Here is a 20,278-nt window from a genome sequence, read left to right as displayed (position 1 = left end):
CGTTACTTGTCGTCGGCGTCGCGCTCGAGGCGAGCGCGGGTCTCCTCGGGGGTCTCGACAGCCGGAGCGACCGGCTCATCGGCGACCGGCTCCTCGACGACACGCTCCTCGACGATGTCGTCCGACGGTGCGTCGACGACGACATCCTTGGGCTCGACCACGCGCAGGATGGCCTGGCTGTGCACGTCGATGATGGTGCCGGGAGCGATCTCGACGAGCGCGGGGGTGTCGAGGTCGTCGGGGTCGTACGCGACGATCGTCCCGTAGATGCCGCCCTGCAGGAGCACCTTGGCGCCCGGGACGGTCTTGGTGGCCTTCTCCTCCTGCTCGGCCTTCATCTGCTTCGTGCGCTTGCGCGTGTTGAAGATCATGAAGACGAGGAGAACGGCGAGGAGGCCGAAGAGCAGGAATTCCATGGGCATGGGGGAAGCGCCTTTCTCAGGTGCACGCTCCAGCCTTTGGGCGCGCGAAGGTATCCGGGAAGTCTTCAGTGATTATAGGTCATCCAACTTAAGCATCCCGTCCGGATGCGCGACACCCAGGTGCGCGTACGCCTCCGGCATCGCCACACGGCCGCGGGGCGTGCGCCCGAGGAACCCGATGCGCACGAGGTACGGCTCGACCACGCTCTCCACGGTCTCGGCTTCCTCACCGACGGCGACAGCGAGCGTGCTGAGGCCGACCGGGCCACCGCGGAACCGTCGGACGAGCGCTTCGAGCACGGCACGGTCCAGGCGGTCGAGACCGATCGGATCGACGTCGTACAGATCCAGGGCCGCACGGACCTCGCGGATGGTCGCAACTCCCCCCGTGTGCACCAGCGCATAATCGCGCACCCGGCGAAGGAGGCGATTCGCGATGCGCGGGGTGCCGCGGGACCGTCGGGCGATCTCGGCGAGCGAGTCGGTCGGGAGGTCGACGCCGAGCACGGCCGCGGATCGTGCGATCACCTGCTCCAGCTCGCCCACCTCGTAGAACTCGAGGTGACCGGTGAACCCGAAGCGGTCGCGGAGCGGGTTGGGCAGCAGCCCGGAGCGAGTCGTCGCGCCGACCAGGGTGAACGGCGAGAGCTCGAGCGGGATGCTCGTCGCTCCCGCGCCCTTTCCCACCATGATGTCGATGCGGTAGTCCTCCATCGCGAGATAGAGCATCTCCTCGGCGGAGCGCGCCATGCGGTGGATCTCGTCGATGAAGAGCACTTCACCGGGGACCAGGCTCGAGAGCAGGGCCGCGAGATCACCGGCGTGCTGGATCGCCGGGCCGCTGGACAGCCGGAGCGGACGTTCGCTCTCGTGTGCGACGATCATCGCGAGCGTCGTCTTCCCCAGGCCGGGAGGTCCCGCCAAGAGGATGTGATCGGCGGGACGACTCTGGATGCGGGCGGCCTCGAGGAGCAGCTGCAGCTGACCGCGCACCTTCTGCTGGCCCACGAACTCTCCGAGGCTCGTCGGCCGCAGGGCGCCTTCGATGGCGAGTTCGGTCTCGTCGGAGGGCTCGCTGGCGTCGAGGGGATCAGACACGCGCCTGGCCTCCCTGCGCCGGGCCGAGCAGGGCGAGCGTACGACGAAGCAGAGAGGCGACGGACGCGCTCTCCGCCTCTGTGGCATCCGCTGCCGTCTGGGCGGCGGCGTCTGCGGCGACCTTCTCCGACCAGCCGAGCCCCACGAGTGCCGCGGCCACCTGCGTGACGACATCGGCGCCGCCGCCCGCGGCGGGCTTCGCCGGAGCCGCGAACGCCTGCACCTTGCCGGCGAGCTGCAGCACGATGAGCTTCGCCGTCTTGGGGCCGATGCCGGAAACGCGTCGGAAGGGGGCGTCATCCTCCGCGGTGACGGCCTCGGCGATCTGATCGCTCGTGAGGTGCGAGAGCACGCCGAGTGCCGACTTCGGACCGACGCCGGTCACGCTGATCAGCAGTCCGAAGATCTCGAGCTCACCGCGGTCGGCGAAGCCGAACAGCGACAGCGAGTCCTCACGGACGATGAGGCTGGTGTGCAGCAGCAGCTTCTCTCCCACCGTCGCGGTGTGCGCGACATCGGCGGGCACCGCGACCGCGAATCCGACCCCGCCCACATCGATGACGACCTGATCGGATGCCGCATGCAGGACGACGCCGTGCAGAGAGGAGATCATCCCCTCAGCCTACGGCGTCGCTCGTAGGTATGTTCGACCGACACGCTTCTCGGCCTCGGCCCAGGCACGCTGAGCGGGAGTCAGGGCCCCGGGGGCGGTCGCCGCTGCTCCCCCGCGGCGCCAGGCGTGGCAGAGGGCGATGGCCAGTGCGTCGGCGGCATCGGCCGGTTGCGGCAGTGCGTCGAGGCGCAGGATGCGGGCGATCATCGTCTGCACCTGCCGCTTGTCGGCAGCACCGTATCCGGTGACGGCGGCCTTGACCTCACTCGGTGTATGCGTGGCCGCGGGGAGCCCCGACTCGGAGGCGATCAGCAACGCGACGCCACTGGCCTGTGCGGTGCCCATCACCGAGTGCGTGTTCTGCTGCGCGAAGACCCGCTCGACGGCGACGGCATCAGGTCGATGCTCGGCGATCACGGCGCGGATACCGGCGGCCACGATCGAGAGACGCTCCCCGATCTCCGCTTCCGGCGAGGAACGGATCACCCCGACGTGCACGAGCGTTCCGCGGCGCGATCCGTCGACATCCACGACCCCCACACCGCAGCGGGTGAGACCGGGGTCGATGCCGAGCACACGCAGAGAGGAGGTCACTCCCCCAGGCTAGGCCGCCGATCCGACACCGGTCGCCCGGCGCGCCTAGGCGTCGTCGTTCTCCAGCTCCGCCTGGACCTCGGGACTCAGATCGAAGTTGGTGAACACGTTCTGCACGTCTTCGCTGTCTTCCAGGGCATCGATGAGGCGGAAGATCTTGCGCGCGGTGTCGGCATCGATCTCGACCTTGAGGTTCGGGACGAACTCGACGTCGGCGGACTCGTAGTCGATGCCGGCCTCCTGGAGCGCGCTGCGCACAGCCACCAGGTCGGTCGCCTCCGTGATCACCTCGAAGCCCTCGGCGTGCGGTTCGATCTCCTCCGCACCGGCCTCGAGCGCAGCCATCATCACGTCATCCTCGGTGGTGCCCTCGGAGCCGACGACGATGACGCCCTTGCGGCTGAAGTTGTAGGCCACGCTGCCGGGGTCTGCGAGCGTGCCGCCGTTGCGGCTGAGAGCCGTGCGAACCTCAGCGGCCGCCCGGTTCTTGTTGTCGGTCAGACACTCGATCATGAGCGCGACGCCGTTGGGGCCGTATCCCTCGTACATGATCGAGAGGTACTCGACGGCCTCGCCGCCGATACCGGCACCGCGCTTCACCGCGCGGTCGATGTTGTCCTTGGGGACCGAGGTCTTCTTGGCCTTCTGCACCGCGTCGAAGAGGGTGGGGTTGCCCGCCAGGTCCGGTCCGCCGAGCTTGGCGGCGACCTCGATGTTCTTGATGAGCTTGGCCCAGGACTTCGCGCGCCTGGAGTCGATGATGGCCTTCTTGTGCTTCGTGGTCGCCCACTTGGAATGCCCGGACATAAGTCTCCGCTCGTCGTATCCGCATGAGCTCGCGCTCAGCGCATCGTCCATTCTAACGAACGCCTCGGGTGGCGCAGGATGGGAGCATGCGCAGATCACGACACATCTCTCCCGCCCTCCGCTCGGCAGAGGTTCCTGACGGCGCACCGGCGCCCGCCGACACCCTGCGATACCTGCTCCACCTCCCTGATGGCTACGACGATGATCCGCACCGGCTCTGGCCGCTCGTGCTCTTCCTGCACGGTGCAGGCGAACGGGGTTCCGACCTCGATCTCGCCGCCGTCCACGGTCCGCCCAGACTGGCGGACGACGGGCAGGAGTTCCCCTTCATCCTCGTCACACCCCAGTGCGCCGCGGCGAGTCAATGGGTCGCCGAGCTCTCGACGCTGGCCGCACTGATCGATGAGGTGAGCTCCACACACAGGGTCGACGAGGAGCGCGTTTCGGTGACAGGACTCAGCATGGGCGGTTTCGGCACCTGGTCGCTCGCGGTGCGCTACCCCGATCGATTCGCGGCCATCGCACCGATCTGCGGTGGCCTGTGGATGCAGAGCGCCGCTCCGATCCGCGCGATCCCCTCCTGGGCGTTCCACGGCGACGCGGACGACGTCGTGCCGATCGCCGCGACAGAGCAGATCGTCGACGAGCTGCAGGCCCTCGACGCTGACGTGCGTTTCACCCGGTACGCGGGCGTCGGTCACGACTCATGGACCGAGACGTACGAGAACCCCGAACTCTATGAGTGGATGCTCTCCCATCGGCGCGGAGTCGAACGCGACGGACCCGGCGTCGAGAAGACAGCACGATGACGACGGGAGCAGATCGGCTCCGGCCCGACTGGCATACGCTCCCGATGCCACTTCGATCTCGGATCATCTCCGCGATCGGGGGTGATCTCGTGCAGGAGGCGCCAGCCCATGGCGGCTTCAGCGCCTCCTACGCGGGCGTCGTCACGACCACGACGGGGCGCGCATTCGTCAAGGCCTGCGGTGCGGATTGGCACGCGGACTCGCTGCACTTCCTCCGCGAGGAGATGCGCACGCTCTCGCATCTGCCGACCGCCATCGCCCCACGACTCCTCGGCGCCATCGACGACCCGACGGGTACGGCGCTCGTGATCGAGGCGATCGACGGCCGCCACCCCGGCCAGCCGTGGACGACGGCCGACCTGCACGCCGTAGCCAAGGCCCTGCGCGTGCTGTCGACCACCCCTGCGCCTTCGGATATGCCTCGAGCAGAGGCTGTCATGATCCCCGGTTTCACCAGGTGGACGGAGATCGCTGCGGATCGGGGGATGCGCGAGGCGCTCCCCCACGGCCTCCCCGCGCGGATGCCGTCGTTGCTGCGCCTCGAGGAGAGCTTCCGCTGCGCGGTACACGGCGACGTCATCGTGCACGACGATGTGCGCGCCGACAACATCCTGATCAGCGCAGGACGGGCACACCTGCTGGACTGGCCGCACGCGCGCAGGGGCGCCGCGTGGATCGACCTCCCCTGTCTGCTCCCCAGCATCGAGGCATCCGGAGGCCCCGCCTGCGAGGAGGCGTGGGCTGTGTTCGAAGAGCACGGCGCACCACCTCAAGCTGAGCTGCTCGCCGTGATCTCCGCCTTCGCATCGTTCCTCTGGTTCCAGCAGGCGCAACCCGATATCCCGCAGCTCCCCGGCCTGCGGAAGTTCCAGCGCGCGCAGGCTATGCCGGCCCTGCGGTGGCTCTCGGGCCTGATCTGAGCCGACGACCTACCGCGCCGCAGCGCGGCGACGTGCGTCTGCGCGAGCGAGAAAGCGCTCGTGGAACCTCGTCTCTCCCGTGATCTCCGGGTGGAAGCTCAGACCGAGCAGGTCGCCCTGCTCCACGGCGACCACGCGTCCATCGGGCAGGGATGCCAGCACGTCGGCCCTAGGACCGACCGACTCGACAACCGGTCCGCGGATGAACGCGGCGGACACCGGATCCGCGCCGAGTGCGGGAACGTCGAGTCGCGCTTCGAAGGATTCGACCTGACGGCCGAAGGCGTTCCGGCGCACGACGACATCCAGCCCTCCGAACGACTCCTGTCCCTCGATGGCGTCGACGATCTCGTCGGCGAGCATGATCAGTCCCGCGCACGTGCCGATGACCGGCATGCCTGCCGCGATGGCCTCGCGGATGGGCTGCTGCATCCCGAAGACGCGCGACAGCTTGTCGATCACGCTCGACTCGCCGCCCGGGATGACGAGCCCGTCGACCGATGCGAGGTCGTCGGGGCGTCGCACCAACGCCACGTCGGCACCGAGACTCGAGAGCAGGGCGGCGTGCTCGCGCACGTCGCCCTGCAGCGCGAGCACACCGACCCTGGTGTTACCAGCCACGCTCGGCGAGACGGTGCGGCGCGGGAAGGTCGCTGACGTTGATGCCCACCATGGCCTCACCCAATCCACGCGAGACCTCGGCGATGACCTTCGGGTCATCGAAGAAGGTCGTCGCCTTGACGATCGCCTTCGCCCGCTCCGCAGGGTTGCCCGACTTGAAGATCCCCGATCCGACGAACACGCCGTCGGCGCCGAGCTGCATCATCATGGCTGCGTCCGCAGGGGTCGCGACACCACCGGCCACGAACAGCACGACGGGAAGCTTGCCGGTCTCGGCGATCTCGGCGACCAGCTCGTACGGTGCCTGCAGTTCCTTGGCCGCCACGAACAGCTCGTCCTTGGGCAGGGACGTGAGAGCCGCGATCTCGCCGCGGATCTTGCGAATGTGCTTCATCGCCTCGGAGACGTCGCCGGTCCCGGCCTCACCCTTGGACCGGATCATGGCTGCGCCCTCGTTGATGCGGCGGAGCGCCTCACCGAGATTGGTCGCGCCGCAGACGAACGGGACCGTGAAGCCGTACTTGTCGATGTGGTTCACGTAATCGGCAGGCGAGAGAACCTCCGACTCGTCGATGTAGTCCACGCCGAGTTCCTGCAGCACCTGCGCCTCGACGAAGTGACCGATGCGCGCCTTGGCCATCACGGGGATGGACACCGCATCGATGATGCTGTCGATCATGTCGGGGTCGCTCATGCGGGAGACACCACCCTGCGCGCGGATGTCGGCCGGGACGCGCTCGAGCGCCATGACGGCGACGGCTCCGGCGTCTTCGGCGATCTTCGCCTGATCAGCCGTGACGACGTCCATGATGACGCCGCCCTTCAGCATCTCGGCGAGACCGCGCTTGACGCGCGGCGATCCGGTGGTTGTCTGGTCTGCCATGGGAACTCCTGTCGGATGCACCGAAGTCGGGTTTGATCTAGATCAAACATAGCACTGTCCGATTCGACCTAGAATCGCTGAGGAGGACCATGAGCGACCAGATCACAGGCACCACCGCAGCGGACATCGCCGACAGCGTGCGCTCCCTGCGCGACCGCGGAATCCTCCGCCCCGGCAGCGTCCTCCCCCCGGTGCGGGAGCTCGCCGCCACGCTCGGTGTCAACCGGAACACCGCCGTCGCCGCGTATCGACAGCTCGCTCAGGCGGGGCTCGTGCTGTCTCGCGGACGAGCAGGGACCATCGTCGCCGGCTTGGAGGCAGTGGCGCAGGAAGGCTATGCCCCCGACACCGTCCTCCGCGACATCGGCACAGGGAACCCCGACCCCCGCCTGATCCCCGATCCTGCACCGGCCCTGATGACCATCGCCTCCCGCCCTGTGCTCTACGGCGAGCCCGTGATCGATCGTGGACTCGAGGAGTGGTCGACGCGCTGGATCTCGCGCGACCTCGACGGCGTCGACTTCCGTATCACCGTGACCAGTGGAGCGGTCGACGCCGTCGAGCGGCTGCTCGCCCAGGCGCTGATGCGCGATGACGCCGTCGCCCTGGAGGATCCCTGTTTCCTCGCGAGCATCCACACGGTGCGGCTGGGCGGCTATCGCGCGGTTCCCGTCCCCGTCGACGCCGAGGGCATGACCGTCGACGGTCTGCGAACCGCGCTGGAGGCGGGCGTCCGTGCCATCATCTGCACGCCGCGGGCGCAGAATCCGACCGGCGCGAGCCTCACCGCTTCCCGGGCCGCCGAACTCCGTGCCGTGCTCGCCGACCACCCGTATGTGCTGATCGTCGAGGACGACCACTTCTCGATGCTCTCGCAGCGACCCTACGAGTCGCTCATCGGACCCGAGCATCGCCGGTTCGCCCTCGTACGCTCTGTCTCGAAGTTCCTTGGTCCGGACATGTGCCTCGCGATCGCAGCTACGGACGCGGAGACCGCCGAGCGCCTCGCGATGCGGCTGAGCCCCGGAACGACATGGGTGAGCCACCTGCTGCAGCGTCTCGCCCTTACACAGCTGACCGACGAGACGGCGATGTCGGAGGTGGCAGCGGCTGCGGAGCACTACGCGCAGCGCAACGCCGCCTTCGCCGAACGACTCCGAGCGAGCGGTATCGAGGCCACGGTGTCCGACGGCATGAGCCTGTGGGTCGAGTTCTCCCAGCCGGCTCGGACCATCGCCGACCGCCTCATGCGCCGCGGATGGCTCGCCCGCACCGGCGACGACTTCGCGCTCGATGAGAAGGCGGAGCCCTCTCATCATCTGCGTCTCACCGTGCATGACCTGTCCGACGATGAAGCAGAGTCGCTGGTCGCAGACCTCGTCGCCGCCGGGCGATGACCACACCTCGCGGGCACCGGCCCGCCCTGAACGAAAGAGTCGGAGAATGAAGATCCTCTCCATCCAGTCAGCCGTGGCCTACGGGCATGTGGGGAATTCGGCCGCCGTGTTCCCGCTGCAGCGCATCGGTGTCGAGGTGCTGCCCGTCTACACCGTGAACTTCTCCAACCACACCGGCTACGGCGCCTGGCGCGGTCCCCTGATCGCCCCGGGTGACGTCCGCGAGGTCATCACCGGCATCGAGGAACGCGGTGTCTTCGGTCAGATCGACGCCGTTCTCAGCGGCTACCAGGGCGGAGAGGGCATCGGAGACGTGATCATCGACGCCGTCGCACGAGTGAAGGCGTCGAACCCGAACGCGGTGTACGCCTGCGACCCGGTCATGGGCAACGCGAAGTCGGGATGTTTCGTCGCCCCCGCGATCCCGGTGCTGCTGCGTGAGCGCGTGGTTCCCGTCGCCGACATCATCACCCCGAACCAGTTCGAGCTCGGCTTCCTCACCGACACCGAGCCTGACACGCTGGAGTCCACTCTCGCGTCGGTCGATCTCGCGCACGCGATGGGTCCGCGCACCGTGCTCGTCACCAGTGTCGAGCGCCCCGATCGCGAAGAGGGGACGATCGAGATGCTCGCCGCCGATGAGAAGGGTGCCTGGCTCGTGCAGACCCCGCACCTGCCCATGAAGGCGAATGGTTCCGGGGACGTGACCGCCGCGCTCTTCACTGCGCACTACGTCGAGACCGGCAGCGCCAAGGTCGCGCTCGAGCGCACGGCGTCCAGCGTGTACGACCTGCTCAAGGCGACGCTCGAGTCCGGAGAGCGCGAGCTGCAGCTCGTCGAGGCCCAGGAGTTCTACGCGAACCCGCGGCTGCAGTTCACGGCGCGCCAGGTGCGCTGAGCCGGGCGTCCGTCATCCGGTGGGGATGGGCAGCTCGCGATACGCGGCGAGCCAACCGGGGTGGTCATCGGGGCAGAGATACTTCATGCCTGAGATCGCCAGGCCTCCGAGCATGAAAGGCAGACCGGGGTCGCTCTCTTCGAACGCATTCGACCAGGAGCCGATGATCTCGGAGGAATCGATGTAGTTACCGACCTTGCCCGCATCGACCCTGTGCTCGGACTCGATCGCGACGAGGCAGACGTCGATCGTGAGCTCGAGGCTCATCCAGGCGACGTCCTCATCGGGTATGCCTGCCCAGACTCCGCTCTCGATCACGTCGTCGACCAGCGCCTGCTGTGCCGGGGTCTTCGGAGAGAGGCGTCCCTCGTTCTCCGCGAACCCCTGGGCGAGGTAGAAGGCGCGCCCCTCGTCCTCTACGCTCGTCGGTGCCGCCGTCGGTGTCGCCGTCGGTGTCGCCGTCCGCTGGGGATCGGGCTGCGGTGCACAGGCGGCCATGGACGAGGCGACGCCGAGGACGATCGCTGCTGCGGCGAAGCGATGCCGGAGAGCCATCGGGTTCAGCACACCGCGAGTCACGCGTTCGGGCGAGGCCAGGCGTCAGCCACGGCTTCGCGCACCTCGCCCAGCAGCTGCGGGAGCGCCTTGGTCTTCGCGATGATCGGGAAGAAGTTCGCGTCCGACGTCCACCGCGGCACCACGTGCTGGTGCAGGTGGGCGTCGACGCCGGCCCCCGCCACGGCGCCCTGATTCATGCCCAGGTTGAAGCCGTCGCAGCGCGAGACCTCGCGCAGCACGCGCATCGCCGTCTGGGTGAGCGCGCCGATCTCGGCGACCTCCTCCGGCGTCGCCTGGTCGTAGGTGGCGATGTGACGGTAGGGGCAGACCAGGAGATGGCCGGAGTTGTACGGGAAGAGGTTCAGCAACACGTACGCCGTCTCGCCGCGTGCGACGACCAGCCGCTCGGCATCCGGGAACTTCGGCGCCTCGCAGAACGGGCACTCTTCGCGCAGGGGCTCCGGTCCCGCCTGGATGTACGCCATCCGGTGCGGGGTCCACAACCGCTGGAACTCGTCCGGCACCCCGGCGAGGCGTCCGGCATCCTCCAGCGGCTGCTCCCCGTCGGTCACGCCAGGTCCCCTGCTGTCTGCACGAGGGCGTGGGAGTCGATGGCCGCGCGGATGCGCGCTACGGCGTCCGCGATCGGTACACCGTTCTCCTGCGCCCCGTCGCGGTAGCGGAAAGAGACGGTGCCAGCGTCGCGGTCCTTCTCCCCCGCGATCAGCAGCAGCGGCACCTTGCCGGTCGTGTGCGTCCGGATCTTCTTCTGCATGCGATCGTCGGACGTGTCGAGCTCGGCGCGCACGCCCTGAGAGCGCAGTGTGTCGATCACGTCGCCCAAGTAGTCGGCGAAGTCGTCCGCCACCGGGATGCCCACGACCTGCACGGGAGACAGCCACACCGGGAAGTCACCCGCGTAGTGCTCGAGCAGGATCGCGAAGAACCGCTCGATCGAGCCGAACAGCGCGCGGTGGATCATGATCGGGCGCTTCTTCTGCCCGTCCTTGTCCATGAACTCGAGGTCGAAGCGCTCCGGCAGGTTCGGGTCGACCTGCACAGTCGAGAGCTGCCAGGTGCGACCGATCGCATCACGCGTCTTGAGGTCGATCTTCGGGCCGTAGAACGCGGCCTCACCGGGGACCTCTGTGAGCTTGAGCCCTGAGGCCACCGCGACACGGCGCAGCGCGTCGGTCGACGACTCCCAGAACTCGTCCGAGCCGATCCACTTGGACTTCTCGTCGTCCTTCATCGACAGCTCGAGTTCGAAGTCGGTCAGACCGAAATCGCGGAGCATCGAGAGGATGAAGTCGAGGACCTTGGCGACCTCGGCCTCGAGCTGGTCGGGCGTGACGAACAGGTGCGAGTCGTCCTGCGTGAAGCCTCGCACGCGCGTGAGACCGTGCAGTGCGCCGGAGAGCTCGTTGCGGTAGACCGTGCCGTTCTCCGCGAAGCGCAGCGGGAGGTCGCGGTAGCTCCGGGCGCGCTCCTTGTAGATGAGGATGTGCATCGGGCAGTTCATGGGCTTCAGGTAGTAGTCCTGGCCCTGCTTGGTGATGTTGCCCTCGTCGTCGCGCTCCTCGTCCATCACGATCGGCGGGAACATGCCCTCCTTGTACGTGACGAGGTGGTTCGAGGTGAGGAAGAGGTCTTCCTTCGAGATGTGCGGGGTGTACACGTAGGTGTATCCGCCCTCGATGTGGCGCTTGCGCGCGTGCTGCTCCATCTCACCGCGGATCACGCCGCCGCGCGGGTGCCACACGGACAGGCCCGACCCGATCTCCTCGGGGAACGAGAACAGATCGAGTTCCTTGCCGAGGCGGCGGTGATCGCGCTTGGCTGCTTCCTCGAGTCGGTGCTGATACGCGCGGAGCTCGTCCTTGGTCGGCCACGCGGTGCCGTAGATGCGCTGCAGCTGCGGGTTCTTCTGGCTGCCGCGCCAATACGCGGCAGCGATGCGGGTGAGGTCCCATCCGTTGCCGATCATGCGCGTATTGGGCAGGTGCGGTCCGCGGCAGAGGTCCTTCCAGACGACCTCGCCGTCACGGGTGGTGTTGTCGTAGATCGTCAGCTCGCCCTCGCCGACCTCGACAGAGGCGCCTTCGGCAACCTCCTTGCCCGGGCCCTTGAGCCCGATGAGCTCGAGCTTGAACGGCTCGTCCGCCAGCTCGGCGCGCGCCTCTTCATCGGTCACGACACGGCGCACGAAGCGCTGGCCCTCGCGGACGATGCGCTGCATCTCCTTGGTGATGGCCTTGATGTCCTCCGGCGTGAACGGGGTCTCCACGCCGAAGTCGTAGTAGAAGCCGTCGGTGATGGGCGGGCCGATCCCGAGGTTCGCCTGCGGGTTGATGCGCTGCACCGCCTGCGCCAGCACGTGGGCAGCCGAGTGACGGAGGATGTTCAATCCGTCCGTGCTGTCGATCGTGACCGCCTCGACCTCGTCGGTCTCGGTCACGGTCGTGGCGAGGTCCTTGAGCTCGCCGTTGACGCGCATCGCGACGACGTTTCGGTCAGTGAACAGGGCGAAGCCGTCATTCGGCCGGGCGTTTTCAGGCACAGAAACTCTCTCCATCTGGGTCGATACCCAGGTTACTCGCATGATCCCGTCGTCCTGACCGCCACGAGCATGTCCGGCCCCGTCGTCTCACGGGAGGCCGTTCACGCCCCGGGGATCACGACTCCCGACTCGTAGGCACGGATCACCAGTTGGGCCCGATCGCGCGCCTGCAGCTTGGACATGATGCGATTCACATGGGTCTTCGCGGTGTGGGGTGAGATCACGAGTGCTTCGGCGATGTCCTGGTTCGAATCGCCCCGCGCCACGAGGAGCAGCACCTCACGCTCGCGGTCGGTGAGCTGTCGCAACGGCTCATCGTGCCATGCTTCAGCACGCGGGAGCTGCGGCAGCACCGAACGCTCGATCAGCGAACGAGTCGCCGCCGAGGAGAGGAGCGCATCCCCCCGGTGCACGACCCGCACGGCGTCGACGATCTCCTCCGGCTCCGCTCCCTTGCCCACGAAGCCGCTGGCGCCGGCTCGAAGGGCTGCCACGACATAGTCGTCCTCCTCGAAAGTCGTCAGGATGAGCACGCGGGTCGCCGAGGACGGGGACGAACCCGTGATCTGGGCGGTGGCCGCGATCCCATCGAGCTCAGGCATCCTGATGTCCATCACGACGACATCGGGGCTCGACCGGCGCACCTGCGCGACGGCGTCTCGCCCGTTCGCCGCTTCGCCGATCACCTCGACGCCGCCGTCGATCAGGATGTCGCGAACGGCCTGGCGAACCAGCGGCTGGTCATCGACCACGAGCACACGGATCATCGCTGACCTCCTTCCAGCGGAATCCGCACATCCAGTCGGAACTCCTCGCCGACCCTGCCGGTCTGCACGTCGCCGCGAACGGCGACGACGCGCTCGCGAAGCCCTCGTAGCCCGTGACCCCCTGACGCGGCAGGAGCCCTCGCCTCATCTACCGCGGGATTGACGATGGTGAGTCGGAGCGAGTCCTGCTCAGTGCGGATCCGGACGAGCGCCGCGTCACCTGCCCCGTGCTTGTGGGCGTTCGTCAGACCTTCGAGGATCACGAGGAACGCGACGTGGTCGCTTGCCGGCGACAGCTGCGGTCGATCCGGGTCGTCCTGCAGCTCGACACGGAGCCCTGCCTCGCGGAACTGCGCGACCAGAGCGTCGAGGTCGGCGAGTCCCCGCTGCGGGCGCAGATCACGGACGTCCTCAGGATCGTCGGACCGAAGAAGTGCCATCAGTCCCCCGATGTCGGCGAGAACCGTGCGCGAGGAACGACGGATCGTGCTCAGCGCCTCCCGCGCCCGCTCCGGCCGGAGGTCCAACGCGGATGAGGCGACGCCGGCGTTCAGACTGATGACCGAGATCTGGTGCGCCACCACGTCATGCAGGTCGCGAGCGATGCGCACCCGCTCCTCGGCGACCCGACGTCGCGCTTCCTCCTCGCGTCCCTGCTCCGCACGTTCCGTGCGTTCGGTCATCGCGATGACGAATTCCCTGCGAGACCGGGTGGCGTCTCCCAGCGCGCCGGCGAGAGCGACGATGAACACGAACTGCAGCGCGCGGGCGTCCCAGAGATCGCCGCCGAGCGGAATCGCACTGACGAAGAACACGATCACCGTCGCCGCGCCGACGGCGGTGACCCCCATGAGACGCCCGCGCCGATCCACGGTGGCGAATGCACTGATCGCCACAGCGATGAGCGCACTCGGTGACACCACTCCGGCGAACGCCAGGAACACGGCGCATGCCAGGCTGACGCCGAGCGTGAAGAGCGGGAAACGGCGACGGAGCAGCATCGCGGCCGCCGGCAGGAGCGCGACCACCATCAGCCATCCGTCCGCGCGGAAGCCGTCGTCGGGGAACGGCGACACGGCGAACAACGTCACGACGAGCACGGCGAGCACGTCGCCGAACAGCGACGCGATTCGTGGAGGACGAGCTGCCGACATCACACCAGTATTCCGCGCACCGTCGCGCCGGGGATTCCTCGGCGGGATGAGACGGGATACCGCGATCGCGGTACACGAATGCCCACGGCACGACGATGCGGTAGCGCACGCGCATCGGAAAGCTGGAAGGGAGGCTGCACACGGAGTGCGCTCGGAGAGGTCTGCATGAACAAGCACGTCAAGAGAACGCTCATCGCGGTCGCCTCCGTCATCGGGGTGGTCGCGCTGGGCCTTGCGACGACCACCGTGGGAAACGTGGTCGCGACCGCGATCGAACAGGATCGCATCGAACCCTACGGGCAGAAGGTCGCTGTGGACGGTCGGGAGATGAACGTGCTGATCGTCGGCGAGGGCGCGGAGGACGTGGTGCTCCTTCCCGGCTTCGGCACCGCATCGCCCGTCCTCGACTTCGAGCCGCTCGTCGCCGAGCTCGCGCAGGACCATCGCGTGATCGTGGTGGAGCCCTTCGGCTATGGGCTGAGCGACGGTACGGATCAGCCGCGCACCACCGAGAACATCGTGAGCGAGACCCACTCCGCCCTGCAGCAGCTCGGGGTCGACGAGTACGTGCTGATGGGGCATTCCATCGCGGGCCTCTACGGCATCCAGTTCGCGAATCGCTATCCCGACGAGGTGCGGGCGTTCGTGGGGATCGACAGCAGCGTCCCCGGCCAGCCGGGCTCCGACACGGAGCTGCCGGTCGGGCTGTTCGGCGTTGCGAAGAACCTCGGACTCGCTCGTCTCATCGCCTCGATTCGCGGCACGGGGTACGACGAGGCCGTCTACTCCGAAGAAGCACGCGCGCAGATCGCCCTGCTCACCGATCGGAACACGCTGAGTCCGACCTACCTGAACGCGATGTCACTGCTCCCCGTGAACTTCCGAGACGCACTCGGAACGACGTTCCCCGAAGACCTTCCCCTGCTGCTGTTCGTCGTCTCCGACAATCCGACCGTGCCCACGTGGCTGGAGGTGCACGAGGAGCAGGCCGCAACCGTCGCGGATGGCACCGTCGTGCCGCTCGACGGCGAGCACTACCTCCATCACACCCACACTCCGCAGATCGTCGATGCGTTCCGCTCCTGGGAGAGCGAGAGGCCGTCCCTCGTGGAGTGAGGCGGAACTCACAGCGGACGTCATCCGCGCACCGGGGAGCATCACGTAACGTGAACGGATGGACAGAGCAGTCGCACGATGGATCCTGGCGGTCGCGCTCGGCGCGATCGGGGTCGGCCACTTCCTCAGCACCCGCGGATTCCGGGTGGTCGTGCCCGATTGGGCCACCCGCCTGACTCGACTCGACAAGGACACGATCGTGATCGCCTCGGGCGCCGCCGAGATCGCGCTCGCCGCAGGACTGCTCGTCCTCCCGAAGGAACGCCGCCGCATCGGCCGGGCGACCGCCGCGTTCTTCGTCGCAGTGATGCCGGGCAACGTCCACCAGTGGCGGACCAAGCGCTCGACGCCGGGACTCGACACGGATGCACGACGTCTCGGCAGGCTCTTCCTGCAGCCGCTCCTGGTCCTGTGGGCGCTGTGGTCCACAGGCGACTCGACCCCACGCGGCCGACGCAGCCACCGGCGTCGCGCGTGACCCGAGATCGCGCACTCCAGGAGAATGACATCATGACGTCCCCCTCGCTCGTATGGTTCCGAGATGATCTCCGGCTCGCAGACAACCCGGCGCTTCGGGCTGCCATCGATCGAGGGGAACCGGTGCTCGCGCTCTACGTGCTCGACGAGGAATCCCCCGGTGTCCGACCTCTCGGCGGTGCGGCCCGCTGGTGGCTCCACCATTCGCTCGCGTCGCTCGGGGAGCGCCTGCGCGAGCGTGGCGGTGATCTCGTGCTGCGCCGCGGCGCCGCCGAGCGTGTCGTGCGCGAGCTGGTTTCGGAGATCGACGCGGGAGCCGTGTTCTGGAACCGACGGTACGGCGGCGCCGAGCGCGAGATCGATTCGTCTCTGAAGACCGCCCTGCGGGCGGATGGGATCGAGACCGTCTCGTTCGCGGGCTCCCTGCTGCACGAGCCGTGGACTGTGACGACGGGCAGCGGAACGCACTACTCCGTCTACACGCCGTTCTGGCGCGCGTGCCTCTCTCTTCCCGCCCCCCGCGCTCCCTTTCCGGAGCCCCGCTCGATTCCGGGCGTGGGCGATGCACCCGCATCCGATGACCTCGACGACTGGGGTCTGCTGCCCACCCGGCCCGACTGGGCAGGCGGACTTCGCGAGGCCTGGGAACCCGGCGAGCCCGCGGCGCGACGACGTCTGCGTCGGTTCCTCGACGAGGACCTCCGGGACTACGACCGGGCGCGGGACGAACCTGCCGCCGGAGCCACGTCGCTGCTGTCTCCGCACCTCCGCTGGGGGGAGATCAGTCCCTTCACGGTATGGCAAGAGGCTGTCGGCGTCGAGGGGGCGGGCGGGTTCCTCTCCGAGCTGGGGTGGCGCGAGTTCGCCTGGCACACGCTGTACCACTCCCCCGATCTCGCCACCGAGAACCTCCGTCCGGAGTTCGACGCCTTCCCCTGGCCGCCGCTGGACCCCGCGCACCTGGACGCCTGGCAGCACGGCGAGACAGGTGTACCGCTCGTGGATGCCGGGATGCGCGAACTCTGGCACACCGGCTACATGCACAACCGGGTGCGGATGGTCGTCGCCTCTTTCCTGGTGAAGAACCTGCTCATCGACTGGCGCCGCGGAGAGGAGTGGTTCTGGGACACGCTGGTCGACGCCGACGAGGCGAACAACCCGTTCAACTGGCAGTGGGTCGCGGGCTCGGGCGCCGATGCGGCGCCGTACTTCCGCGTGTTCAACCCCGAGCTCCAGGCGAAGAAGTTCGACCCCCAGAACCTCTACATCTCCCGTTGGGCAGCCGACGCTCCCACAAAGCCGATCGTCGACCTCGGCGAGACGCGGAAGGCTGCGCTCTCCGCCTACGACGTCGTGAAGAGAGCGCCGAAGTCACCGCGCGAATGAGCTGAGAGCGGACGCGGCGCTGCGGCATGCGATGAGGTATCCGCGCCGTCCATGCCAGACTGGTGCCGTGACCGAGTCCAGGAAGCCAGCCGTCATCCGCGGCTTCGCTGCTTCCTCCCTGGCGATCTTCGTCGCCCTCGCCGGTCACGTCACCGGCGGAGGGCAGATGCCGGGGCCGCTCGGCATCCTCGTGCCGTGGGTGTTCTCATTCATGATCTGCGTGCTCCTCGCCGGGCGGTCGCTCTCGCTGATCCGCCTCGGGCTGTCCGTGGCGATGAGCCAGTTCCTCTTCCACACGCTCTTCATACTCGGCACGGTCACGCCGTCCGGCGTCTCGACACCACACGTGCACGGCGGCCCTCTGGTGATTCCCCCGACGACGGGCATTCCGGCGGAGGTGAGCGCTGACGCGTCCATGTGGGTCGGACACGCTCTCGCCGCCGTGCTGACGATCGCGGCGCTGTACCGCGGTGAGCGCCTGCTCATCGCCGTGCGGGATCTCGCCGCTCAGCTCATCCGGTGGGTGCGTCGGCGTGTCGATCACGTCCTCGTGCTCCCCGGTATCGACGTCGTCGATGCGTTTCCCGGGCGGTTCGACGTCGATGAGGCCACCAGCCTCATCCTTCTCGCGACTCTCAGAGGTCGTGCACCCCCTCTCGCCGCTGCGATCTGATCCGCGCCCTGGGCCCACCGGCCCCGTGGTGCGTCACCGCCGCGCGCTCGATGCGCGCGGGTTCTGAACGCATGCATGAACGTCGCGCACGCGACGTCTGATGAGAGGCCATTCCCATGTCCCCTGTCCGCAGGATTGCGGCCGGGCTGGCGTTGGCGACGGTCGCGACCCTCGCGATCGCCACACCCTCGTCTGCCCACGACCAGCTGGTATCCAGCACTCCGGCCGCCGATGAGCGGTTGGCATCCGCCCCCGGAAGCATCACGATGACGTTCTCCGGCGAGCTCCTGATCCTCGACGAGTCGCTGACCGGGGCCGTCGTCCTGGTCGTCGACGCCTCGGGAAAGGACTGGGTCGCCGGCGACGTCACGGTCGCCGGGCGCACCGTCACGGCCCCGCTCGCTCCCGAGATGCCTGTCGCGGGCTATCAGGTGCGCTGGCAGGTCGTGTCGGAGGACGGCCACCCGATCGCGGGCGTCATCCCCTTCACGGTCGGCGATGCCGAGCCGATGCGGGCCCCGACGGCGGGCGGCTCGACAGAGAACCCTCCGGCATCCGCAGGACAGTCGGATCAGACCGCAGCAGATTCCGGCGGCATCACCAGGGTGCTGCTCATCGGCGCAGGCGGGGCGACGATCGCCGTCCTCGTCTTCGTCGCCATTCGATTCCTTCGCCGTCCTCGGACGGCAGCCGCACCGCCGGAAGCCGGCGGTTCCGCGGCAGATGACCTGTGAAAGACACCATCATGAACACCACGAAGAACCTTCCCCGTCTGGCAGCTGTGATCGCTGTCTCCCTCCTCGCACTCACGGGGTGCACTCCGGAGAGCACTCCGACCGAATCGGCGCCGCGCCCGGCCGGCGAGACCGTGACTATCGAGGATGCCTGGGTCAAGTCGGCCGACGAGGGCATGTCGGCAGGATTCGGCACACTCGTCAACAGCGGAGACGACGATGTGACCGTCGTCTCCGTCGCGTCCGAGGCGTCGAACATGCTCGAGCTGCACGAGACTGTCGAGAACGAGGCCGGAGAGATGGTGATGCGCGAGAAGGACGGCGGCTTCATCATTCCCGCCGGCGGGAGCCTCCCTCTGGAGCCCGGCGCCAACCACATCATGATGATGGATCTGACGGGTCCCCTCACCGCAGGCAGTGACGTCACCTTCACCCTGACCTTCTCCGACGACTCGACATTCGAGTTCACCGCACCCGTCAAGGATTACTCCGGTGCGAACGAGAACTACGAGGGCGGCGACATGCAAGACGGCTCGGGGCAGTGATGTCGGCGCCCGCTGAGGGCGCCCGCTCCCGTCGCACCGGGTCGACCCGGCGACAGTTCCTCCTCGGAGGAGCTGTCGCCGGCGTCGGCGCGGTCGCGGCGGTCGGAGTGGATCTCGCCCTGAACGATCAGAAGGACGACGCGAAGCCGGTCGCCGCTCCGATGAACGGCGACCAGACGGTGCCCTTCTTCGGCACGCACCAGGCCGGTGTCGACACCGCAGCGCAAGCTCACGGTGTTTTCGTGGGCCTCGACCTCCATGATGACGTGGACCGCGAAGGGCTCGTCCGCCTGATGCGGATCCTGACGGACGACGCGGCCCGGCTCACACAGGGGGTCCCCGCCCTCGCCGATTCCGAGCCGGAGCTGGCCCTCGCCCCGGCACGGCTGACCATCACCTTCGGCTTCGGCCCCGGCCTGGTCGCCCGCGCAGGCAGAACGAGCCCGACGTGGCTCGCGCCTCTGCCGGCGTTCGGTGTGGATCAGCTGCGGCCGGAGTTCTCGGACGGCGACCTTCTGATCCAGATCGCCGGTGACGACCCGCTGACGGTCGCCCACGCGACGAGGATGCTGGTGAAGGATGCCCGTGGCTTCGCGAGCATCCGATGGACCCAGCAGGGCTTCCGTCGCGCCTACGGTACAGAGCGCCCAGGGACGACGATGCGCAACCTCTTCGGGCAGGTCGACGGCACCACCAACCCCGAACCGGGAACGGCGGACTTCGACGGGGTCGTGTGGAGCGCGGACGGGTGGCTGGCGGGCGGGACGGGCACGGTGCTCCGCCGCATCCGGATGGACCTCGACAAGTGGGACCGGCTGGACCGCGGCGGTCGGGATGCCTCCGTGGGGAGGACCCTCGCCAACGGGGCGCCACTGACCGGGACGGAGGAGTTCGACGAACCGGATTTCGAGGCCAAGACATCGATCGGATTCCCCGTGATCCCGCAGTTCGCGCACATCCGGCGCGCGCGCGGCGATGGCAGCGAGAGGATCTTCCGCCGCGCGTACAACTACGACGAACGTCCGGTCGGCTCCGAGGTCTCCGAGTCCGGGCTGATCTTCGTCTCGTTCCAGGCCGACATCGAGCGGCAGTTCATCCCCATGCAGCGTCGACTGGACGAGCTCGACCTGCTCAACGAATGGACGGTTCCGATCGGGTCCGCGGTGTTCGCCATCCCGCCCGGATGTATGGAGGGCGGGTACATCGGGGAGACGCTTCTCGCATGAACCGGCGGATGTCGGGTCCG

Annotated in this window: 23 protein-coding genes; 11 read left to right on the top strand and 12 right to left on the bottom strand. The window is 68.1% G+C overall.

What is annotated here, in order from left to right; genetic code table 11:
* Positions 1–2: 2 nt before the first annotated feature.
* The 5 genes from yajC to ABRP18_RS08460 all read right to left on the bottom strand — a co-directional run bounded on the left by yajC (position 3) and on the right by ABRP18_RS08460 (position 3,534).
* A complete protein-coding gene (yajC, locus tag ABRP18_RS08480; protein WP_374168973.1) occupies positions 3–422 on the bottom strand; it encodes a preprotein translocase subunit YajC in 420 nt (139 codons plus the stop codon).
* 72 nt (positions 423–494) lie between these two features.
* Positions 495–1,520: a Holliday junction branch migration DNA helicase RuvB gene (gene ruvB, locus ABRP18_RS08475; RefSeq protein WP_058633076.1), complete on the bottom strand. Its 1,026-nt coding sequence runs from the start codon at positions 1,518–1,520 to the stop codon at positions 495–497.
* Positions 1,513–2,133 carry a Holliday junction branch migration protein RuvA gene (ruvA, locus tag ABRP18_RS08470; RefSeq protein WP_046747161.1) on the bottom strand — a complete coding sequence of 207 codons (621 nt, stop codon included), beginning with the start codon at positions 2,131–2,133 and terminating at the stop codon, positions 1,513–1,515. Before ruvA ends, ruvB begins: the two co-directional genes overlap by 8 nt.
* A 9-nt stretch (positions 2,134–2,142) precedes the next feature.
* The gene (gene ruvC, locus ABRP18_RS08465) at positions 2,143–2,727 is read right to left on the bottom strand and encodes a crossover junction endodeoxyribonuclease RuvC (protein ID WP_046747162.1); all 585 of its coding nucleotides are present in this window, start codon (positions 2,725–2,727) and stop codon (positions 2,143–2,145) included.
* Positions 2,728–2,772: 45 nt separating this feature from the next.
* Positions 2,773–3,534: a YebC/PmpR family DNA-binding transcriptional regulator gene (locus ABRP18_RS08460; RefSeq protein WP_046747163.1), complete on the bottom strand. Its 762-nt coding sequence runs from the start codon at positions 3,532–3,534 to the stop codon at positions 2,773–2,775.
* 86 nt (positions 3,535–3,620) lie between these two features.
* Here ABRP18_RS08460 and ABRP18_RS08455 point away from each other — a divergent pair, with 86 nt between their 5' ends.
* Positions 3,621–4,343, top strand: a complete 723-nt coding sequence (locus ABRP18_RS08455) for a dienelactone hydrolase family protein (protein WP_193761833.1) — start codon at positions 3,621–3,623, stop codon at positions 4,341–4,343.
* Positions 4,344–4,387: 44 nt separating this feature from the next.
* Positions 4,388–5,263, top strand: coding sequence for an aminoglycoside phosphotransferase family protein (locus tag ABRP18_RS08450; RefSeq protein ID WP_349884489.1), 876 nt, complete (start codon positions 4,388–4,390; stop codon positions 5,261–5,263).
* A gap of 9 nt (positions 5,264–5,272) precedes the next feature.
* On the opposite strand, the gene pdxT is transcribed toward ABRP18_RS08450, so the two are convergent.
* Together pdxT and pdxS are read right to left on the bottom strand one after the other, a co-directional pair.
* A complete protein-coding gene (gene pdxT, locus ABRP18_RS08445; protein ID WP_258546432.1) occupies positions 5,273–5,884 on the bottom strand; it encodes a pyridoxal 5'-phosphate synthase glutaminase subunit PdxT in 612 nt (203 codons plus the stop codon).
* On the bottom strand, positions 5,874–6,767 hold the full coding sequence (gene pdxS / locus ABRP18_RS08440) for a pyridoxal 5'-phosphate synthase lyase subunit PdxS (RefSeq protein WP_046747166.1): 894 nt from the start codon (positions 6,765–6,767) through the stop codon (positions 5,874–5,876). The genes pdxT and pdxS overlap by 11 nt, the downstream gene beginning before the upstream one ends.
* Before the next feature lie 89 nt (positions 6,768–6,856).
* Here pdxS and ABRP18_RS08435 point away from each other — a divergent pair, with 89 nt between their 5' ends.
* Together ABRP18_RS08435 and pdxY are read left to right on the top strand one after the other, a co-directional pair.
* Positions 6,857–8,164: an aminotransferase class I/II-fold pyridoxal phosphate-dependent enzyme gene (locus ABRP18_RS08435; protein WP_349884488.1), complete on the top strand. Its 1,308-nt coding sequence runs from the start codon at positions 6,857–6,859 to the stop codon at positions 8,162–8,164.
* Positions 8,165–8,210: 46 nt separating this feature from the next.
* Complete coding sequence (gene pdxY, locus ABRP18_RS08430; RefSeq protein ID WP_058633080.1) at positions 8,211–9,062, top strand: pyridoxal kinase PdxY; 852 nt, start codon at positions 8,211–8,213, stop codon at positions 9,060–9,062.
* A 12-nt stretch (positions 9,063–9,074) separates the two neighbouring features.
* Here pdxY and ABRP18_RS08425 read toward each other — a convergent pair whose 3' ends face one another.
* From ABRP18_RS08425 to ABRP18_RS08405, 5 genes are all read right to left on the bottom strand, one after another.
* Positions 9,075–9,617 carry a hypothetical protein gene (locus ABRP18_RS08425; protein WP_349884487.1) on the bottom strand — a complete coding sequence of 181 codons (543 nt, stop codon included), beginning with the start codon at positions 9,615–9,617 and terminating at the stop codon, positions 9,075–9,077.
* Positions 9,618–9,637: 20 nt separating this feature from the next.
* On the bottom strand, positions 9,638–10,192 hold the full coding sequence (locus ABRP18_RS08420) for an HIT domain-containing protein (protein WP_046747170.1): 555 nt from the start codon (positions 10,190–10,192) through the stop codon (positions 9,638–9,640).
* Positions 10,189–12,195, bottom strand: a complete 2,007-nt coding sequence (gene thrS / locus ABRP18_RS08415) for a threonine--tRNA ligase (protein WP_349884486.1) — start codon at positions 12,193–12,195, stop codon at positions 10,189–10,191. The genes ABRP18_RS08420 and thrS overlap by 4 nt, the downstream gene beginning before the upstream one ends.
* 86 nt (positions 12,196–12,281) lie before the next feature.
* Positions 12,282–12,947, bottom strand: a complete 666-nt coding sequence (locus tag ABRP18_RS08410) for a response regulator transcription factor (protein ID WP_046747172.1) — start codon at positions 12,945–12,947, stop codon at positions 12,282–12,284.
* Positions 12,944–14,101 carry a histidine kinase gene (locus tag ABRP18_RS08405; protein ID WP_193761837.1) on the bottom strand — a complete coding sequence of 386 codons (1,158 nt, stop codon included), beginning with the start codon at positions 14,099–14,101 and terminating at the stop codon, positions 12,944–12,946. The genes ABRP18_RS08410 and ABRP18_RS08405 overlap by 4 nt, the downstream gene beginning before the upstream one ends.
* Positions 14,102–14,266: 165 nt before the next feature.
* Between ABRP18_RS08405 and ABRP18_RS08400 the strand changes: the two genes are divergently transcribed.
* From ABRP18_RS08400 to ABRP18_RS08370, 7 genes are all read left to right on the top strand, one after another.
* Positions 14,267–15,217, top strand: coding sequence for an alpha/beta hydrolase (locus ABRP18_RS08400; protein ID WP_349884485.1), 951 nt, complete (start codon positions 14,267–14,269; stop codon positions 15,215–15,217).
* Positions 15,218–15,275: 58 nt separating this feature from the next.
* Entirely contained in the window at positions 15,276–15,695 is a 420-nt protein-coding gene (locus tag ABRP18_RS08395) for a hypothetical protein (RefSeq protein WP_193761839.1), read from the top strand.
* A 32-nt stretch (positions 15,696–15,727) separates the two neighbouring features.
* Complete coding sequence (locus ABRP18_RS08390; protein ID WP_349884484.1) at positions 15,728–17,080, top strand: deoxyribodipyrimidine photo-lyase; 1,353 nt, start codon at positions 15,728–15,730, stop codon at positions 17,078–17,080.
* Between the two features lie 67 nt (positions 17,081–17,147).
* Positions 17,148–17,753: a hypothetical protein gene (locus tag ABRP18_RS08385; protein ID WP_052748648.1), complete on the top strand. Its 606-nt coding sequence runs from the start codon at positions 17,148–17,150 to the stop codon at positions 17,751–17,753.
* Between the two features lie 116 nt (positions 17,754–17,869).
* Positions 17,870–18,487 carry a copper resistance CopC family protein gene (locus ABRP18_RS08380; RefSeq protein WP_349884483.1) on the top strand — a complete coding sequence of 206 codons (618 nt, stop codon included), beginning with the start codon at positions 17,870–17,872 and terminating at the stop codon, positions 18,485–18,487.
* A gap of 11 nt (positions 18,488–18,498) precedes the next feature.
* A complete protein-coding gene (locus tag ABRP18_RS08375; RefSeq protein ID WP_046747239.1) occupies positions 18,499–19,032 on the top strand; it encodes a copper chaperone PCu(A)C in 534 nt (177 codons plus the stop codon).
* Positions 19,032–20,258 carry a Dyp-type peroxidase gene (locus tag ABRP18_RS08370; RefSeq protein ID WP_349884482.1) on the top strand — a complete coding sequence of 409 codons (1,227 nt, stop codon included), beginning with the start codon at positions 19,032–19,034 and terminating at the stop codon, positions 20,256–20,258. The genes ABRP18_RS08375 and ABRP18_RS08370 overlap by 1 nt, the downstream gene beginning before the upstream one ends.
* The last annotated feature ends 20 nt before the right edge of the window (positions 20,259–20,278 follow it).

The organism is Microbacterium sp. WHRI 7836, from assembly GCF_040223885.2.
Taxonomy (GTDB): domain Bacteria; phylum Actinomycetota; class Actinomycetes; order Actinomycetales; family Microbacteriaceae; genus Microbacterium; species Microbacterium oxydans.
This window is presented reverse-complemented; position numbering and strand designations above follow the sequence as displayed.

Excerpts from the sequence above, each read along its gene's own strand:
- ABRP18_RS08390 (WP_349884484.1), top strand. The coding sequence starts at position 15,728 with ATGACGTCCCCCTCGCTCGTATGGTTCCGAGATGATCTCCGGCTCGCA.
- ABRP18_RS08410 (WP_046747172.1), bottom strand. The coding sequence starts at position 12,947 with ATGATCCGTGTGCTCGTGGTCGATGACCAGCCGCTGGTTCGCCAGGCC.
- ABRP18_RS08395 (WP_193761839.1), top strand. The coding sequence starts at position 15,276 with ATGGACAGAGCAGTCGCACGATGGATCCTGGCGGTCGCGCTCGGCGCG.
- ABRP18_RS08380 (WP_349884483.1), top strand. The coding sequence starts at position 17,870 with ATGTCCCCTGTCCGCAGGATTGCGGCCGGGCTGGCGTTGGCGACGGTC.
- ABRP18_RS08400 (WP_349884485.1), top strand. The coding sequence starts at position 14,267 with ATGAACAAGCACGTCAAGAGAACGCTCATCGCGGTCGCCTCCGTCATC.
- ABRP18_RS08375 (WP_046747239.1), top strand. The coding sequence starts at position 18,499 with ATGAACACCACGAAGAACCTTCCCCGTCTGGCAGCTGTGATCGCTGTC.
- ABRP18_RS08370 (WP_349884482.1), top strand. The coding sequence starts at position 19,032 with ATGTCGGCGCCCGCTGAGGGCGCCCGCTCCCGTCGCACCGGGTCGACC.
- ABRP18_RS08435 (WP_349884488.1), top strand. The coding sequence starts at position 6,857 with ATGAGCGACCAGATCACAGGCACCACCGCAGCGGACATCGCCGACAGC.
- ABRP18_RS08460 (WP_046747163.1), bottom strand. The coding sequence starts at position 3,534 with ATGTCCGGGCATTCCAAGTGGGCGACCACGAAGCACAAGAAGGCCATC.
- pdxY (WP_058633080.1), top strand. The coding sequence starts at position 8,211 with ATGAAGATCCTCTCCATCCAGTCAGCCGTGGCCTACGGGCATGTGGGG.
- ABRP18_RS08405 (WP_193761837.1), bottom strand. The coding sequence starts at position 14,101 with ATGTCGGCAGCTCGTCCTCCACGAATCGCGTCGCTGTTCGGCGACGTG.
- ruvA (WP_046747161.1), bottom strand. The coding sequence starts at position 2,133 with ATGATCTCCTCTCTGCACGGCGTCGTCCTGCATGCGGCATCCGATCAG.
- thrS (WP_349884486.1), bottom strand. The coding sequence starts at position 12,195 with ATGGAGAGAGTTTCTGTGCCTGAAAACGCCCGGCCGAATGACGGCTTC.
- pdxS (WP_046747166.1), bottom strand. The coding sequence starts at position 6,767 with ATGGCAGACCAGACAACCACCGGATCGCCGCGCGTCAAGCGCGGTCTC.
- ABRP18_RS08455 (WP_193761833.1), top strand. The coding sequence starts at position 3,621 with ATGCGCAGATCACGACACATCTCTCCCGCCCTCCGCTCGGCAGAGGTT.
- ABRP18_RS08450 (WP_349884489.1), top strand. The coding sequence starts at position 4,388 with ATGCCACTTCGATCTCGGATCATCTCCGCGATCGGGGGTGATCTCGTG.
- ABRP18_RS08425 (WP_349884487.1), bottom strand. The coding sequence starts at position 9,617 with ATGGCTCTCCGGCATCGCTTCGCCGCAGCAGCGATCGTCCTCGGCGTC.
- yajC (WP_374168973.1), bottom strand. The coding sequence starts at position 422 with ATGCCCATGGAATTCCTGCTCTTCGGCCTCCTCGCCGTTCTCCTCGTC.